General features: G+C 63.5%; 16 protein-coding genes. 13 read left to right on the forward strand and 3 right to left on the reverse strand.

Annotated elements, in window-relative coordinates:
* Positions 1–43: 43 nt before the first annotated feature.
* Both AC56LN_RS19275 and AC56LN_RS19280 read right to left on the reverse strand, forming a co-directional pair.
* On the reverse strand, positions 44–2,131 hold the full coding sequence (locus AC56LN_RS19275) for a hypothetical protein (RefSeq protein WP_499574144.1): 2,088 nt from the start codon (positions 2,129–2,131) through the stop codon (positions 44–46).
* A gap of 375 nt (positions 2,132–2,506) precedes the next feature.
* Positions 2,507–3,853, reverse strand: a complete 1,347-nt coding sequence (locus AC56LN_RS19280) for a sigma-54 dependent transcriptional regulator (protein WP_499574146.1) — start codon at positions 3,851–3,853, stop codon at positions 2,507–2,509.
* 478 nt (positions 3,854–4,331) lie between these two features.
* Between AC56LN_RS19280 and ubiE the strand changes: the two genes are divergently transcribed.
* The 12 genes from ubiE to AC56LN_RS19340 all read left to right on the forward strand — a co-directional run bounded on the left by ubiE (position 4,332) and on the right by AC56LN_RS19340 (position 15,294).
* On the forward strand, positions 4,332–5,066 hold the full coding sequence (gene ubiE / locus AC56LN_RS19285) for a bifunctional demethylmenaquinone methyltransferase/2-methoxy-6-polyprenyl-1,4-benzoquinol methylase UbiE (RefSeq protein ID WP_343026523.1): 735 nt from the start codon (positions 4,332–4,334) through the stop codon (positions 5,064–5,066).
* A gap of 33 nt (positions 5,067–5,099) precedes the next feature.
* Complete coding sequence (locus AC56LN_RS19290; protein WP_499574148.1) at positions 5,100–6,101, forward strand: Tim44 domain-containing protein; 1,002 nt, start codon at positions 5,100–5,102, stop codon at positions 6,099–6,101.
* A 131-nt stretch (positions 6,102–6,232) separates the two neighbouring features.
* The gene (locus AC56LN_RS19295; protein ID WP_499574150.1) at positions 6,233–6,922 is read left to right on the forward strand and encodes a ubiquinone biosynthesis accessory factor UbiJ; all 690 of its coding nucleotides are present in this window, start codon (positions 6,233–6,235) and stop codon (positions 6,920–6,922) included.
* On the forward strand, positions 6,919–8,475 hold the full coding sequence (ubiB, locus tag AC56LN_RS19300) for a ubiquinone biosynthesis regulatory protein kinase UbiB (protein WP_499574152.1): 1,557 nt from the start codon (positions 6,919–6,921) through the stop codon (positions 8,473–8,475). Before AC56LN_RS19295 ends, ubiB begins: the two co-directional genes overlap by 4 nt.
* A gap of 333 nt (positions 8,476–8,808) precedes the next feature.
* Entirely contained in the window at positions 8,809–9,171 is a 363-nt protein-coding gene (locus tag AC56LN_RS19305; protein WP_499574154.1) for an FmdB family zinc ribbon protein, read from the forward strand.
* A gap of 47 nt (positions 9,172–9,218) precedes the next feature.
* Positions 9,219–9,845, forward strand: coding sequence for a DUF502 domain-containing protein (locus tag AC56LN_RS19310; protein WP_499574157.1), 627 nt, complete (start codon positions 9,219–9,221; stop codon positions 9,843–9,845).
* 67 nt (positions 9,846–9,912) lie between these two features.
* The gene (aspS, locus tag AC56LN_RS19315; protein ID WP_258837246.1) at positions 9,913–11,715 is read left to right on the forward strand and encodes an aspartate--tRNA ligase; all 1,803 of its coding nucleotides are present in this window, start codon (positions 9,913–9,915) and stop codon (positions 11,713–11,715) included.
* 47 nt (positions 11,716–11,762) lie between these two features.
* Positions 11,763–12,218, forward strand: coding sequence for a dihydroneopterin triphosphate diphosphatase (gene nudB / locus AC56LN_RS19320; protein WP_499574400.1), 456 nt, complete (start codon positions 11,763–11,765; stop codon positions 12,216–12,218).
* Between the two features lie 356 nt (positions 12,219–12,574).
* Positions 12,575–12,784 carry a hypothetical protein gene (locus AC56LN_RS19325; RefSeq protein WP_499574160.1) on the forward strand — a complete coding sequence of 70 codons (210 nt, stop codon included), beginning with the start codon at positions 12,575–12,577 and terminating at the stop codon, positions 12,782–12,784.
* A gap of 133 nt (positions 12,785–12,917) precedes the next feature.
* A complete protein-coding gene (locus AC56LN_RS19330) occupies positions 12,918–13,730 on the forward strand; it encodes an endonuclease/exonuclease/phosphatase family protein (protein ID WP_482897108.1) in 813 nt (270 codons plus the stop codon).
* Positions 13,731–13,734: 4 nt separating this feature from the next.
* Complete coding sequence (clsB, locus tag AC56LN_RS19335) at positions 13,735–14,895, forward strand: cardiolipin synthase ClsB (RefSeq protein ID WP_499574162.1); 1,161 nt, start codon at positions 13,735–13,737, stop codon at positions 14,893–14,895.
* A gap of 12 nt (positions 14,896–14,907) precedes the next feature.
* The gene (locus AC56LN_RS19340) at positions 14,908–15,294 is read left to right on the forward strand and encodes an RNA-binding S4 domain-containing protein (RefSeq protein WP_482897110.1); all 387 of its coding nucleotides are present in this window, start codon (positions 14,908–14,910) and stop codon (positions 15,292–15,294) included.
* A 12-nt stretch (positions 15,295–15,306) separates the two neighbouring features.
* Here AC56LN_RS19340 and AC56LN_RS19345 read toward each other — a convergent pair whose 3' ends face one another.
* Complete coding sequence (locus AC56LN_RS19345) at positions 15,307–15,717, reverse strand: hypothetical protein (RefSeq protein WP_499574164.1); 411 nt, start codon at positions 15,715–15,717, stop codon at positions 15,307–15,309.
* 327 nt (positions 15,718–16,044) lie between these two features.
* On the opposite strand from AC56LN_RS19345, the gene AC56LN_RS19350 reads away from it, so the two are divergent.
* Positions 16,045–16,662 (forward strand): TetR/AcrR family transcriptional regulator, encoded by a 618-nt coding sequence (locus AC56LN_RS19350; protein WP_482897112.1) that lies wholly within the window; start codon positions 16,045–16,047, stop codon positions 16,660–16,662.
* The last annotated feature ends 5 nt before the right edge of the window (positions 16,663–16,667 follow it).

Genomic DNA, 16,667 nt, shown 5'->3' on the forward strand with positions numbered 1-16,667 from the left:
GGCGCGCAGCGTGACTGCCGCGTGTCCTGCACCCATTGCCTGATTACTGGCCTGCGCCTGCGCCGCCGACGTTCATGTTCGACTGCACGTTGACACTTTGCTGGATCAGCGAGGAGAAGCCGTTGTTCTGGCTGATGATCGAGATACCGGCTGCCGACTGGGCGATGTTGTTCATCGAATTCGACATGTCGAACGAACCCGAGCTGACGTTGTTGGTGCCGCCGTTGCCGCCCATGCCGGCACCGCCAAAGCCGCCGGTGCCTGCACCGGCCGTCATTTCGCCGCCCGAGCCGCCTGCACCGGAGGTGGTCGCACCGCCTGCACCGCCGCTGCCGCCAGCACCCGAGCTTGCATCACCCGACGTGGCCGAGCCGCCCGTGGCCGAACCGCCCGTGGCCGCGCCGCCCGCACCGCTGGCGCCGGTCGATGCGGTCGCTTCCGCACCCGAACCGCCCATGCCGCCTGCGCCGGCCGTACCGCCCTGGCCTGCGCCGCCTGCGCCGCCGGTGCCGGTCGCACCACTGCCGCCCATGCCAGCCGTGCCCGCTGCGCCCGAACCACCGGCGCCTGCCGTCCCGGCGGCGCCTGCGCCGCCCGTGCCGGCCAGAGCCGCGCCGGCGCCGCCGGTGCCGCCGGTCGAGGTGCCGCCTGCTGCACCGCTACCCGAGGTGTTCGACGATGCAGCACCTGCACCACCCGCGCCGCCAGCCGAACCTGCGCCACCCGCACCCGCCATCGAGTCGCCCGCGCCGTTGGTGCTGGCGCCGCTGGTCGGGCTGCCGGCCGTGCTGGTGCCACCGGTATTGGTCGATGCGCCGCTGGCGCCGCCGGCCGCTGCCGGATCGCTGCCTGGCGTGCCGCCGGCACCCGTCGACGCCATGGCATCGCCAATGCTGGCCGAGCCGCCGCTCGCGCCGTTCGAGGCATTCAGGCTCGAGCCTGACGAGGTGCCGCCCATGCCGCCAGCGCCGCCCATGCCGCCTGCACCGCCTGCGCCACCCCATGCCGAGCCGGTGTTGCCACCCGCGCCGCCTGCGCCGCCGGTCGCCGAACCGGTGCGGCCGCCATTGCCGCCAGCCAGCGAGCCGGTCGAGCCGCCCGCGCCACCCACGCCCGCGCCACCTGCTGCGCCCGAGCCGCCATTGGCCTCGCCACCTGCTGCGCCCGCGCCGCCCGTGCCGGCGCCGCCTGCTGCGCCGTTACCGCCGGCAGCGTATCCACCCATGGCCCCGGATGCACCTGCGCCGCCCGTGGCGCCCGCAGCACCCGTGGCGCCGCCTCTGCCGCCAGCGGCGTTACCGACGCTCGACGAGCCGGTCGACGCCGTGCCAGCCGCCGCGTAGCCGCCCGCGCCGCCTGCCGAGCCTGCTGCGCCCGAGGCTTCGCCACCGGCCGCACCGGTACCGCTGGCCGAACCGCCATTGCCCGAGCCGCCTGCGGCGCCGTAACCGGCTGCACCGTTGGCGCCGCCGTTGTTCTGGGCAGTGTTGCCGATATTGCTGATGGTATTGCCGCTGACGTTGCCGGTCAGGGCGCTGGTAGCGGTTGCCGAGGAAGTGTTGAACGAGTTTGCGACCGATGAGCTGGCGGTGCCGCCGTTGTTGGCGGCTGCGGCGCCGGCCACTTCGGCAGTGGCGTCACCCGAGCTGTTGTTCTGGCCCGAGCTGTCACGGCTGCTGTCGCTGGTGTTGGAGGTCGTGTTGCTGGTGGTCGACGTGTCGTTGCTGTCGACCTGCATGGTGCGGGTGTCGGACTGGTTGCTGGTCTGGCTGTTGTTGTTGGTCGTCGTGTTGTTCGTGACGCGGTTGTCCGAGTTGTCCACCTGGTTGTTGGAGGTGGTCGTGTTGGTGTTGGTGCGCTGGCTGTTGTCGGTCTGCGTGTTGGTATTCGTGTTGGTATTGGTCGCAACGTTGTTGCTGTTCGCCTGGCTGTTGTCGGTATTCGTGGTGTTGGTGGTCGCAGTGTTATTGCTGTTGCTGGAGTCCGTCAGCGTGCTGCTGTCCGTGTTGGTGGTATTGGTCATCGTCGACGTTTGGGTATTGCCGCCACGGACGTCGTTCACGGTGTTCTCTTGGGCGTGGGCCATGGTGAATGCCAGGGCGATCGCGGTTGCCAGGATAGTGCGCTTCATTGTTGCTCCCCTAATATCACGGTTAAGTTTCCCGAGGTCTCGTGACGCCCGGTCCACCTTCGTAATAGCAGTTCCCATGCCAGCACAGCCCGCTTAACCAAGTCGTTGATTTTGTAGGACTAATTTGATGAGTTCGCGACCTTGTTATCAAAACAATGAATCACACCAATAGCAGAAACGACAACTGTCTCCCTCTTGTTACAGTGTTGCAGAACTGTTCAGAAATCTGTATCAAATTGCAACCGCCAGACACCGTTTTCAGAGTGCGTGACGCGTCCTGACGTGCTGCCTTGCGGCAAGCACGCTGCATAAAAACGCTGTGAATTCAAGGGGAAGGGCGGTAGGACGACGCCGACGCCGGCGAAAGACGCGGGCTTACACCGAAATTTCGTGTTTGGCCATCAGGCGATACAGCGTCATGCGTGATACACCCAGCTCGCGCGCTGCCTGGCTGATATTGTTGCCGCTGCGCGCCAGGCTTTCGCCGATGGCCACGCGTTCGGCGCTCAGGCGCGACGTGCCCAGGCCGACGCCGGTCGGGCAGATGGGGCCGACACCCGGCAGGTCGAGGTCTTCCGGCATCACCAGGCGATGCTCGGCCAGCACCATTGCGCGCCGTACGCGGTTGATCAGCTCGCGCACATTGCCGGGCCAGTCGTAGCGCGCCATGGCCTGCAGGGCTTCGCGGCTCACGCCCTTGAGCTGCGGGCTGCGTTCGCTGGCGAATTTGTTGAAGATGAGATCGGTCAGCAGCGGCAAGTCTTCCTTGCGTTCACGCAGCGCGGGAACGCGGATCGGAAACACGCTGAGGCGGTAGTACAGGTCTTCGCGGAAGCGGCCGTCGGCCACCGCCTGCGGCAGGTCGACGTGCGTGGCGGTGATCACGCGCGCATCGACCGCGATGGTGCGGGTGCCGCCAACGCGGTAGATCACGCGTTCTTGCAGGAACCGCAGCAGGCTTGCCTGGAGGTCGAGAGGCAGGTCGCCGATCTCGTCGAGGAAAATGCTGCCGCCGCATGCCGCTTCGAGCAGGCCCTGCTTGTCACGCATGGCGCCGGTAAAGGCGCCCCGTTCATGGCCGAACAGTTCCGAATGGATCAGCGCCGGCGCCATCGCGGCGCAGTTGATGGCGATGAACGGACCTGTGGCGCGCGGCGAACGCAGGTGGATTTCCTGTGCTGCCAGCTCCTTGCCGCTGCCGCTCTCGCCGCAGATCAGGACCGGTGCATCGACGGCGGCGATCTTGTCGATGTGCGAGCGCAGGCGCGCGATCGCGGCTGACGTGCCGTCGATGTGGCTCACGCGCAGGGCGTCTCCGGGCGGTGCGCTGCGCCGGGCCATGGTCGCCATGCCGTGGGCGTGGCCCAGCGAGTGCTGCAGCCGCAGCGTGTCGACCGGCAGCGTATGAAAGTCGACCAGATGCGCCGCGATCAGCTCGCGCAGGGCCGGCTGCTCGAGCCGGTAACCGTCGAAGACGCCGACCCAGCGCATGTGGTGGTGCTGGTGCAGGAAACGTTCGAGCTCGGCATCGTCTGCGCCGTCGCTGCTGTCGAGCAGCAGCCCCACGCCGTAGTGTTGCTGGGACAAGACCTTGCGCGCCGCAGCCAGGTGTTCGACCACGCAGACATCCCAGCCGGGCAGGGCGCCGTGGCATGCGCGTGCATGCGCACTGCCTTCATTCGAAATACAGATAAGACGTTTTACAGGCACCGGTATCCTCATCAAGACTGGTTGGCACCCGCTACGCTGTGATGTATCCCGACCCACCAGTGGGACCATGCAACGTCAATGGGAGCAACGGCCGACGCTTGCCGGCTGAAACAAGGTAATTAAACCAAAAACGTGGCAAGCACGTCGCACAAACGTTGATAAAAGTCTAAGAACAAATGCAATTTCGAATCAGAAATTTGATTTCGAACATAGCAAAAAGAAAATAGAGTTTGTCTATTGCCATTGATCTTAGTCGCGGCGCGCGGCTTCGCAAAGGGCCACGCACATTGATTTTCCCCTAATTGCACGCCATCGCGCAGATGCGTTGTGGGTATCCAACAGGAGGGGAAAGTTGAATCCAAACAGGTGCCCAGCGCGTAATCGGCCCCATGACATGCCCGATCGCGCCCGTCGCGGACAGTCCGGTCAGCAGCGCGGCCCTCCGGCCGGGTGCTTGTATAATGTGGCAACCCCCAACCTGCATGCCACTATGACAAACACCACCCACTTCGGCTACAAGACCGTCGCCGAAGACCAGAAGGTCCAGGAAGTCGCCAAGGTCTTCCACTCGGTCGCCGCGAAGTACGACGTCATGAACGATCTGATGTCGGCCGGTCTGCACCGCGCCTGGAAATTGTTCACGATCGCGCAGGCGGGCGTGCGCCCCGGCTTCAAGGTGCTCGATATCGCCGGCGGCACGGGCGATCTGGCCAAGGCCTTCGCGAAGCAGGCCGGCAAGACCGGCGAAGTCTGGCTCACCGACATCAACGAGTCGATGCTGCGCGTCGGCCGTGACCGTCTCTTGAATAAAGGGCTGGTCACCCCAACCATGTTGTGTAATGCCGAAAAGTTGCCGTTCCCTGACAACTACTTCGACCGGGTCAGCGTGGCCTTTGGCCTGCGCAACATGACGCACAAGGATCAGGCCCTGGCCGAGATGCACCGCGTGCTCAAGCCGGGCGGCAAATTGCTGGTGCTCGAATTCTCGAAAGTGATCGCGCCATTGCAGAAGCCGTACGACGTGTATTCGTTCTCGGTGCTGCCTTGGCTGGGCCAGCGCATTGCAGGCGATGCCGAAAGCTATCGCTACCTGGCCGAATCGATCCGCATGCACCCTGACCAGGACACCCTGAAGGGCATGCTGCAGGATGCAGGACTGGAGCGGGTCCAGTATTTCAACCTGACGGCGGGTGTGGCCGCTTTGCACACCGGTATCAAGCTGTAGTTTTAACGGTAGTTCCAATAAAGGACGGAGACAATGAAAAAATTCCTGGTCACGACGCTTCTCGCAGTCACCGCATTCTCGATGGTGGCCGAGGCCTACGCACGCCCGATGGGCGGCAAGCGCTCGGTCGGCCGCCAGTCGCAGGCCGTGCGCCAGATGCCGGCCCCGGCGCCGGCGCCCGCACAGAACATGCAGCGCCAGACCCCGAACCAGGCCACGCCAGCTGCCGCCGGCGCGGGTGCTGCGGGTGCTGCGGGCGCGGCGGCTGCCGCCAAGAAACCGAGCATGATGCGCAATATCCTCGGTGGCGCACTGCTGGGCCTTGGCCTGGGCATGCTGCTGTCGCACCTGGGCATTGGCGGCGCGATGGCCAGCATCATCGCGGGCATCCTGATGTTCGCGCTGTTCGGCCTCGTCATCATGTTCCTGGTGCGCATGTTCCGCCGCAAGGACACGCCGGCCAATCCATCTGCAGCCGGTTTCAGCGGTGGCTTCACGCCGCAGCCGGCCGGTGGCGTTGGCACCCCTGAAATCGGTTCGGGCCTGCGTCCGCAGCCCACCGCATTCCAGGGCGGCGTCGCACTGGACAAGGACCGTAGCGGCCTGAATGCATCGGGTTTCGGCAATGCCGCTACCCCGGCAGCACACCAGCAATGGGGCGTGCCGGCCGACTTCGACAGCGAGAGCTTCCTGCGTCACGCCAAGTCGTCGTTCATTCGCATGCAGGCTGCCTGGGATCGCGGCGACACGAACGACCTGCGCGAATTCACCTCGCCGGAAGTGTTCGCTGAACTCAAGCTGCAGATCCAGGAACGCGGCGCGGTTGCCGACTTCACCGACGTCGTCAATGTCGATGCGCAGTTGCTGGGCATTGAACAGACGGCCACCGATTACCTGGCCAGCGTGCAGTTCAACGCAATGATCCGCAGCGCGAAAGATGCATTGCCAGAGCCGTTCGTCGAGGTCTGGAACATGTCCAAGCCGCTGTCGGGCGCGGGTGGCTGGGTGCTGGCTGGCATTCAGCAGCCGAACTAAGTACGGCGTCGGCGAACCGGAATTATTTTGTTTGCCGATTCCATAACACCGGGTGCGTGCCCGGCGAACTGGTAAGATCAAAACCGCCCGAATCACTCCGGGCGGTTTTGTTTTTTGAGGGTAGTCCTGCCATGTTTCCGAATCTTCCATCCCTGTCGACCTTGTCACCCCAGCATGCGCTGACCGTGCCTGCCGTTGCCGCGATCAACCACTTGCTGGCCCAGGAAGCCTGGGCCCGGGCCGCGCTCGCGCGCCATGTCGGCAAGCAGGCGTGCATCGATGCCGGCGTGGCCCAGCTGCGCGTGCTGGTGGCAGCGGACGGCCTGTTCGAGGCGAGCCAGGACGCAGGGCCGGCCAACGTCACCATCCGCATCAAGCCGGCCGACCTGCCGCTGATCGCACAGGACCGCACGCGCGCGCTGTCGTACGTGAAGATCGAAGGCGATGCCGAATTTGCCAACGTGATTTCACAACTGGCCAACGGCCTGCGCTGGGATGCCGAATACGATCTCGAGCGTGTGGTCGGCCCCGTGGCCGCCTACCGTTTGCACCAGGGCGCGCGCCGCACCGTCAGTGGCCTGGGCGAAGCAGGACGCCGCCTGGCCGAGAACCTCGCCGAATTCCTGGCCGACGAACGGCCGGTGCTGGTGCGGCCGGTCCAGCGCGACGCCTTTGCCGCCGATGTCGTGCGCCTGCGCGACGACGTCGAGCGCAGCGCCAAGCGCATCGCGCGGCTCGAGCAGGCGCTTGCCCAGCGCAGCGCTGCCAAACCTTCTTCCACCATTGCTGTAAGCGCAGACCAGAATCCGGATCGTCGATGATATTGAAATTCCTGCGCCTGCTGCGCATTCTCACCGTTTTCACCAAGTACGGCCTGGACGAAATCGCCGTCACCAGCATCAATGCCCCGCGCACCGCGCGCCTGATGAACACGTTCTTCTTCTGGCGTACGATCACGTCGCCGCGCGCCGTGCGGCTGCGCCAGGCGCTCGAAGAACTGGGCCCGATCTTCGTGAAGTTCGGCCAGGTGCTGTCGACCCGGCGCGACCTGGTGCCGCCCGATATCGCCGATGAACTGGCCATGCTGCAGGATCGCGTGCCGCCGTTCGGCTCAGACCTGGCGGTGGCGCAGATCACGCGCTCGCTCGGCACCCATCCGGACCAGCTGTTTGCCCATTTCGAGCGCGAGCCGATCGCCTCGGCATCGATTGCCCAGGTTCACTTCGCCACGCTCAAGAACGGCAAGGAAGTTGCCGTCAAGGTGCTGCGCCCGGGCATGAAGAAGCTGATCGACGAGGACATGGCGCTGATGCGCATGGCGGCGAACCTGATCGAAAAGGTCTGGGGCGAAGCGCGGCGCCTGAAGCCGCGCGAAGTCGTGGCTGAATTCGACAAATACCTGCACGACGAGCTCGACCTGATGCGCGAGGCCGCCAACGCCAGCCAGCTGCGCCGCAACTTCGCCGATTCGACGCTGCTGATGGTGCCCGAGATGTACTGGGACTATTGCTCAAGCAGCGTGATCGTGATGGAGCGCATGCACGGCTTGCCGGTGTCGCAGATCGATCGCCTGGTCGCTGCCGGCGTCGACCTCAAGAAGCTGTCGCGCGATGGCGTGGAGATTTTCTTCACGCAGGTGTTCCGTGACGGTTTCTTCCACGCCGACATGCACCCCGGGAATATCCTGGTCTCGACCGCGCCGGAAACACTGGGCCGCTATATCGCGCTCGACTTCGGCATCGTCGGCACGCTGACCGACTTCGACAAGGATTACCTGTCGCAGAATTTCCTGGCCTTCTTCCAGCGCGACTACAAGCGCGTGGCCGAAGCCCACATCGAATCGGGCTGGGCACCGCCAAGCACGCGCGTCGATGAACTCGAAGCGGCCGTGCGCGCCTGCTGCGAACCGATCTTCGATCGCCCTCTCAAGGACATTTCGTTCGGCCAGATCCTGCTGCGCCTGTTCCAGACCTCGCGCCGCTTCAATGTCGAAGTGCAGCCGCAACTCGTGCTGCTGCAAAAGACACTGCTCAATATCGAAGGCCTGGGCCGTCAGCTCGACCCTGACCTCGACCTGTGGAAGACGGCCAAGCCGTATCTGGAGCGCTGGATGGCCGAGCAGGTGGGCTGGCAAGGCCTGGTCGAGCGCCTGAAGGCAGAAGCGCCGCGCTACGCCCAGATCTTCCCGCAACTGCCGCGCCTCGTGCACCAGGCGCTGGAGCGCGAGTCGAAAGGGCAGCATCCGCACATCGCCAACAGCGAGATGATGGCGATGCTGGTGGTGGAGCAGCGCCGCACCAATCGCATGCTCACGTTCCTGACCTTCCTGGCGCTGGGAACGTGCACGGCCCTGGCCGCGCTGTACTTCCTCTGAGCGCGCGCCCAAGAAAAAAGCCCGCGTGAGCGGGCTTGATAAGCTGTGTTCTTTTATGGGCTGCGCTGATACGAACATCTCGCAGCCTTCTGTTTCTTGTGTTCTCGCAGTGGCAGAACTTTCCTGCGACCAACATCCGGTAAAGAAGCCGTATTAAATCACCGATGCTGCGCACGAGCAAACTTATCACCTGCTGACGTGGTGAAAAACAACACGATACTGCCGCCGTTTGCCGATCGCCGTGCTGTCTTGCCTCCGGGCCGCGGCAATCCGTAAATGCTGCGGCAAAAGCTTTATAATTCAGGGTTTTGAAGATTTTTGCGGAGCACCAGAATGCCGATTTATGCCTATCGCTGCGAAGAATGCGGTTTTTCCAAAGATGTACTGCAAAAGATATCGGACCCGGTCCTGACCGTCTGCCCGTCCTGCGCCAAGCCATCGTTCAAGAAGCAGGTAACTGCGGCCGGTTTCCAGCTCAAGGGCTCGGGCTGGTACGTGACCGATTTCCGTGGCGGCACGCCACCTGCCACCGGCACCGCTGCTGGCACGGGCGGTGCTGACACGGGCGCAGCGGCCGCGCCGGCCGCCGCAGCCGCACCGGCCACGCCAGCGCCGGCCGCACCGGCTACGGGCAGCAACAACGGTGGCAATAGCGGTGGCAGCAGCAGCGGTGGTGGCGACAAGAGCAGCACCTGAGCCCGGCGCGCCCCTGCGCCGCGCCAACAAGAATAACGGGATATCCGATGCGTAAATATTTCATCACCGGCCTGCTGGTGCTGGTGCCCCTGGCGATCACGGCCTGGGTCCTGAGCCTGATCATCAGCACGCTCGACCAGTCGCTGATGTTCGTGCCGGCCGCCTGGCAGCCGCGCCAGTTCATCGGCATGGACGTACCGGGCATCGGCGCGGTGCTGACGCTGGCCATCGTGTTCGTCACGGGCCTGCTCACCAACAACCTGGTCGGCAAGTACATCGTGCGCGTGGGCGAGCGCCTGCTCAAGCGCGTCCCGGTCGTCAGCTCGCTGTACGGCAGCGTCAAGCAGGTGTCCGACACGCTGTTCTCGTCGTCCGGCAATGCCTTCCGCCAGGCGGTGCTGATCCCGTATCCGCATGCCGACTCGTATACGATCGCGTTTCTGACCGGCGTGCCGGGCGGCGACGTGACCAACCACCTGGTGGGCGACTTCGTGAGCGTGTACGTGCCCACGACGCCGAATCCCACCTCGGGCTTTTTCCTGATGATGGAACGCAGCCGCGTGAAAGAACTCGACATGACGGTCGACGCGGCGCTCAAGTACATCGTCTCGATGGGCGTGGTTGCACCGAGCCATGTGCCATCCGGTGCCGCCATGACTGCGGCAACCAAATAACGCATCACAGAATCTGGGCCGCCCGCGATGGCGGCGCCGACAAATCAATCAACCTGGAACGAAAACTATGTCCACCATGCGTACCAATTACTGCGGCCTCGTCACCGAGGAACTGCTGGGCCAAACCGTCAGCCTGTGCGGCTGGGTGCACCGCCGCCGCGACCACGGCGGGGTGATCTTCATCGACCTGCGCGACCGCGAAGGCCTGGTGCAGGTGGTCTGCCATCCGGACAACGCCGCCGTCTTCAAGGCAGCCGAGCACGTGCGTAATGAGTATTGCCTGCGCATCGTCGGCACCGTGACCAACCGTCTGGCCGGCACCGTCAACGCCAACCTGGCGTCGGGCAAGATCGAAGTGACCGCAACCGAAGTCGAAGTGCTCAACGCCTCGGTGCCGGTGCCGTTCCAGCTGGACGACGACAACCTGTCGGAAACCACCCGCCTGACGCACCGCGTGCTCGACCTGCGCCGCGGCCAGATGCAGCACAACCTGAAGCTGCGCTACAAGGTGTCGATGGAAGTGCGCAAGTACCTCGACAACCTGGGTTTCATCGACATCGAAACCCCGATGCTGACCAAGTCGACCCCGGAAGGCGCGCGCGACTACCTGGTGCCGTCGCGTGTCAACGCGGGCAACTTCTTCGCGCTGCCGCAGTCGCCGCAGCTGTTCAAGCAGCTGCTGATGGTCGCCAACTTCGACCGTTACTACCAGATCACCAAGTGCTTCCGCGACGAAGACCTGCGTGCTGACCGCCAGCCTGAATTCACCCAGATCGACTGCGAAACCTCGTTCCTGACCGAACAAGAGATCCGCGACATGTTCGAAGAAATGATGCGCGTCGTGTTCAAGAACACGACCGGCATCGAACTGCCGAACCCGTTCCCGGTGATGGACTTCGCCACCGCGATGGCGATGTACGGTTCGGACAAGCCGGACATGCGCGTCAAGCTCGCCTTCACCGAACTGACCGAGCTGATGAAGACGGTCGAGTTCAAGGTGTTCAACAGCGCCGCCAACCTGCCGAACGGCCGTGTGGTCGGCATGCGCGTGCCGCAGGGTGGTTCGATGCCACGCTCGGAAATCGACGCCTACACCCAGTTCGTCGCGATCTACGGCGCCCGTGGCCTGGCCTACATCAAGGTCAACGAGAAGGCCAAGGGCCGTGACGGCCTGCAGTCGCCGATCGTCAAGAACCTGTCCGACGAGGTGTTGGCGCAGGTGCTGGAACTGACGGGTGCCGAAGACGGCGACCTGATCTTCTTTGGCGCCGACAAGGCCAAGGTCGTCAACGACGCCCTGGGCGCGCTGCGCGTGAAGATCGGCCACTCGGAATTCGGCAAGAAGGCCGGCCTGTTCGACGACGTCTGGTCGCCGCTGTGGGTGATCGACTTCCCGATGTTCGAGTACGACGAAGACGGCGATCGCTGGACCGCGACCCACCACCCGTTCACGGCCCCGAAAGACGGCCACGAAGACATGCTCGAGACCAATCCGGGCGCCTGCATCGCCAAGGCCTACGACATGGTCCTGAACGGCTGGGAACTGGGCGGCGGTTCGATCCGTATCCACCGCGAAGAAGTCCAGAGCAAGGTGTTCCGCGCGCTGAAGATCGATGCCGAAGAAGCCCAGCTCAAGTTCGGCTTCCTGCTGGATGCGCTGCAATATGGCGCGCCGCCGCACGGTGGCCTGGCCTTCGGCCTGGATCGCCTGATCACGCTGATGACGGGCTCCGAGTCGATCCGCGACGTGATCGCGTTCCCGAAAACGCAGCGCGCGCAGTGCCTGCTGACCAATGCACCGTCCGAAGTCGACGAGAAGCAATTGAAAGAGCTGCACATCCGCCTGCGTAACGAGCCGAAGGTCGCATAATGGCGGGCGGGGGAGGTGGCCTGGCCGCCGACCCCGCTCTTCCTGTCATGGAAGCCTACAAGATCCCTGAATCGGTGCTGGTAGTCATCCACACGTCCGACCTGGACGTGCTGGTGATCGAACGCGCTGGTCAGCCGGGCTTCTGGCAATCGGTCACCGGCTCGCTCGATCGGCTCGACGAGCCGCTGCTGGAGACGGCCGCGCGCGAACTGTTCGAAGAGACCGGCATCCGGGCCGACGGCGAACAGATCGTCCTGTGTGACTGGCAGTTATCCAATATCTACGAGATCTATCCCCTCTGGCGCCACCGCTACGCCCCCGGCGTGACGCAGAACACCGAACACGTGTTTTCCGTCTGTGTGCCGCGCGACATTCCCATCATCCTCAGTCCAAGCGAGCACATTGCCCACGCCTGGCTGCCCTACCTCGATGCAGCCGATCGCTGCTTTTCAGCATCGAACGCCGAAGCCATCCTGCAACTGCCCCGCCAGTTGACGCGATGATTTTCCAAAAGAAAATAAAATTTCTATAGAGAAGCATTTTTGCAGTAAATCATCATTGAATTTTGCTCCTTCAAAGCAATAAAATGACGTTTTGCAGCAAAAGTACGGAAGTGCTTTTTTTAATTTCGCTCTGTTCGCTGGCGCGCAGATACGCATAAAAAAGTCGACTTTCCCCTATGAAGATACATTTGAAGACATGTGGTGACACGTTTCGACAATGAATTAAATACGGTTGGTCAGCCGCAGGCACCATATATTCCACGGTTGACAGTCCTAAATCAGTAGACTAAGGTCAGCAGTTCACCCAGTGTGAATTTTTGATCTGCAACTTTTAAGTGGATGATTCTGAGAGAAAAATGGATAACTTCAAACTGAATAGCGACAAGAAAGTAAAAGCAATCACTCTTGGTGACGATTGCATCTATATCGACCTGATGGACGGTCTGCGCCTGTGTGGCCCGATGGCGCCGCGCTCGCAAAAAGACGAGGCGGCTGCGCACCGACCGCGCCGCATGATCGTGTCGGGCCACGAAGCCGTGTACGACCAGGCGCACGCGATCGCCTGAAGCCGGTTTGTAACTGTCGGTTTCGAAAAAGAGTGCGATGGCCAGCAACCTGCCGAACGCGCCAGCGTCCCACGAGGCGCACGATTGGGCCTGTTTCACGAGAACGGCGGTCCGATCCGGGTAGAATGTTCCCATGAAAATTCGTGTGGCTACCTACAACATTCACAAGGGCGTCTCCTCCCTGCGCAGCACGCCCCGCGTGATCGCACTGAAGAAAGCGATCGCTGAATTCGACGCCAATGTCGTCTTCCTGCAAGAAGTCCAGGGCCGGCACGACCGGCACCAGGCACGCTTCGGCAAGGAAGACCGTGGCCATCGCCACTGGCCCGAAACCGCCCAGTACGATTACTTCGCCTCCGACCTGCACCACACGGCCTATGGCATGAACGCGGTCTATGACCACGGTCACCACGGCAATGCGCTGCTCAGTACGTATCCCATTGAAAACTCGCACAACCACGACGTCTCGGACCATGCGTACGAGCAGCGCGGCATCCTGCACTGCGTATTGGGTACGCCCGAGTGTCCGGTGCACTGCTATGTCGTGCACCTGGGCCTGTTCGAAGGCGGGCGCGGGCGCCAGACGCAGTCGCTGATCGACGCCGTCAATTCGTCGGCGCCGAACGGCGAGCCGGTCATCATCGCGGGCGACTTCAATGACTGGCGTAACACCCTGAGCGACAAGCTGCGCGCCGGCCTGGGCGTGTGCGAAGTGTTCGACGAGCTGGGCCCGCGCTCGCCGATGGGCGACATGGTGCGCAGCTGGGCCGGGCGCAAGCCGCGCCTGGCGCCGGCACGCACGTTCCCGGCCATGCTGCCGTGGTTCCGCCTCGACCGCATCTATGTGCGTGGCTTCAAGGTCAATTCGGCGCAAGTGATGCACGGTCCGTTGTGGGCCAAGCTGTCCGACCACGCACCGATCGTGGCGGAACTCGAGCTGGCCTGAGGCCATGCGCAGCGTTACCTTCGTTGACGATAACGACATCACGTTGCTGGAGAGCGGCGTCGCGTTCTTCCCGGCGCTGATCGCCGCGCTCGACGCCGCCCGCCACGAAGTCCTGTTCGAAACCTATATTTTTGCCGAAGACGAAACGGGCGACGCCGTGCGCGATGCGCTCGCGCGCGCGGCCAAACGCGGCGTGAAGGTGCGGGTGCTGGTCGACTGGTTCGGCACCGGTCACCGCGTCACATCGCGGCTCGGCCTGGTGCTGGCCGAGGCCGGTGCCCAGTACCGCGTCTTCAATCCGCTGTGCAAGCGCGGCATTGCCCGTTCGCACCGCAAGATCACCGTGATCGACCGCGAGGTCGCCTTTGTCGGCGGCATCAACGTCAACGACGACTGGCTGTGCGACCACGCCGACGGCCATCGCCTGCCGGCGCCGCGCTGGGATTTCACGGCGCGGCTGCGCGGGCCGATCGTTGCGCAGATCCACCACGAGGCACAGGGCCAATGGACCCGCACCGGCCGCCTGCGGCTGCGCAAGCGCCTGGAACTGTTCCGCGAAATGCGCAAGCAGCCCCCGCCATCGTGCGCCAGTCCCGCGCGCGCCGCGTTTGTCGTGCGCGACAACCTGCGCAACCGCACCACGATCCAGCGCGCTTACCTGCAGGCGCTGGGCCATGCGCGCCACAGCGTGCTGCTGGCCACGCCGTACTTTGCGCCGGGCCGCAAGTTCCGCAAGGCGCTCGCGCACGCGGCGCAGCGCGGCGTTGCCGTCACGCTGCTGATCGGGGTGGGCGAGTTCGCGATCCAGGACGCGGTCGCGCAATCGTTCTATCCGAAACTGCTGGCCGACGGCATCCGCGTGGTCGAATACCGCAAGACACAACTGCATGCCAAGGTGGCGGTGGTGGACGACCACTGGGCCACGGTGGGTTCGAGCAATTGCGACGGCCTGTCGCTGTTCGTGAACCAGGAAGCCAATATCGTCGTGGACGATCCGGTGTTTGCCGCGTCGATGCGCGCGCACATCGAACGGGGCATCGCGGACGGGGTCGAAGTCTGTCCGCAGGAATTTGCCGACATCGGCTGGCTGCGGCGCGCCGTCAACGGCTGCGCGTATGTCGGCTACAAACTGGTGATGCGCGTGTGCGCCATCGGGTATGCGTAATAAGGGATAACGATGGACAAAGACAAAGAGAACGTCCGGCTGGACAAATGGCTGTGGGCAGCGCGCTTTTTCAAGACGCGCTCGCTGGCGCAGGATGCGGTCGAGCGGGGCCGCGTGCGGATCGACGGCGAGCCGGTCAAGCCGGCGCGCACGGTCAAGATCAATGACAGGATGCTGATCGATAACGGCTCGGACCGCTGGGAAATCATCGTCGCCGCCATCTCTGGTGCGCGCGGTGGCGCCCCGGTGGCGCGCACGCTGTATTTCGAAACCGACGAGAGCATCGCCAAGCGCGAACTCGATAAAGTCGCGCGGCGCCTGTACCCGGAGCCGAGCCTGGACATCAAGGGGCGGCCGACCAAGCGCGATCGCCGGGCGATGGAGCAGGCGGGCGAATAGACGTGGCGGGCGTTATCGCATGACCAGCCAGGCAACGACCAGCGCGACGACCACGAGCACGATGGCAAACACGCGGATGCTCTTGCCGGATCTTGCCCGTACATGCTGCGCGGGTGGTGCACTTTCCAGCGCCCGGTTCGACGCGACGACATCGACGGCCTTGTCGACGACAACCTGCGCCGTGTCGCGGTCCAGTCCGCGCCGGACCAGATCGGCAATTGCGTCGTCCGCCAGTGCGCCGCTGTTCAGCCGCGCGCTGGCGTGGCCGATCAGCACCAGGAAATGCTGCATCGAATCCGCGCCTGCTGCCGCTGCCTGAGCGGGTTCGGTGCCACCTTCCTGCAGCGAGAAAGCGCGAATTGCCACTTGCAGCGCGCTGTCGTCTGGTTCGACGACCTGTTGATTCTGATCGTTGCTGCTCATGCTGTGGACCTTTCGTCGGCGCGCTGAATGTTGCTGGATTATTAATGGTAACAGTCAAGCCGCAAACGGGTGCGCCGTGCTGGTAAATGACGCACCGGTCACCCCGAAAATGCTGTACCTTAAGCAGATGAAACAACAATTTTCTGCCGCTCGCCTGCAAGCCGAGCCGTCAGCAAAAGGCGCTTTCTCCGGGTGTCGCGGGTTGTTTATCATCAATAGAACCGCACCTCTAAGTTCCCGTTTGACATTCCAGGCCCGATAGATAATAGTACGAGCGTTCGGATTTTTTCGAGACCAGGGGAAGCTATCAGTACTTCAGCAAAATTCATGCGCAAGGGCGAGCAGACGCGGGCAGCAATTCTCGACGTCGCGCTCGAACTCGCCAGCCGCAACGGCCTCGAAGGCTTGACGATCGGCCTGCTGGCCGACCGGATGAGCATGAGCAAGTCCGGCGTGTTCGCCCACTTCGGTTCGCGCGAAGACCTGCAGCTCGAGGTGGTCAAGCTGTACCACCACCGTTTCGAGCAAGAGGTGTTCTACCCGAGCATCAAGGAAACCCGCGGCCTGCCGCGCCTGGTGGCGATGTACACGCGCTGGGTCAAGCGGGTGTCGGTCGAAATCGCGTCGGGGTGCATCTATATCAGTGGCGCCGTCGAATACGACGACCGCGAAGGCCCGATCCGCGAAGAGCTGGTGTCGATGGTCCGCGCGTGGCAGGGCGCCTTGCTGCGCAGCGTCGAGCAGGCGATTGAACTGAAGCACCTGCACACCGGTTTCGATGCCGAGCAACTGGTATTCGAGATGCATGGCCTGATCCTGGCGCTGCACCACGATGCGCGTTTCCTGCGCAATCCGGGCGCCGTCGAACGGGCCCGCGCCGGCTTTGAACGCCTGATCGAGAATTACCGCAATTCCCAACAATCGCAAGACCACCAGGCGGCATAAGGCCG

This window comes from Telluria sp. ZT3P26 (genome assembly GCF_059686035.1).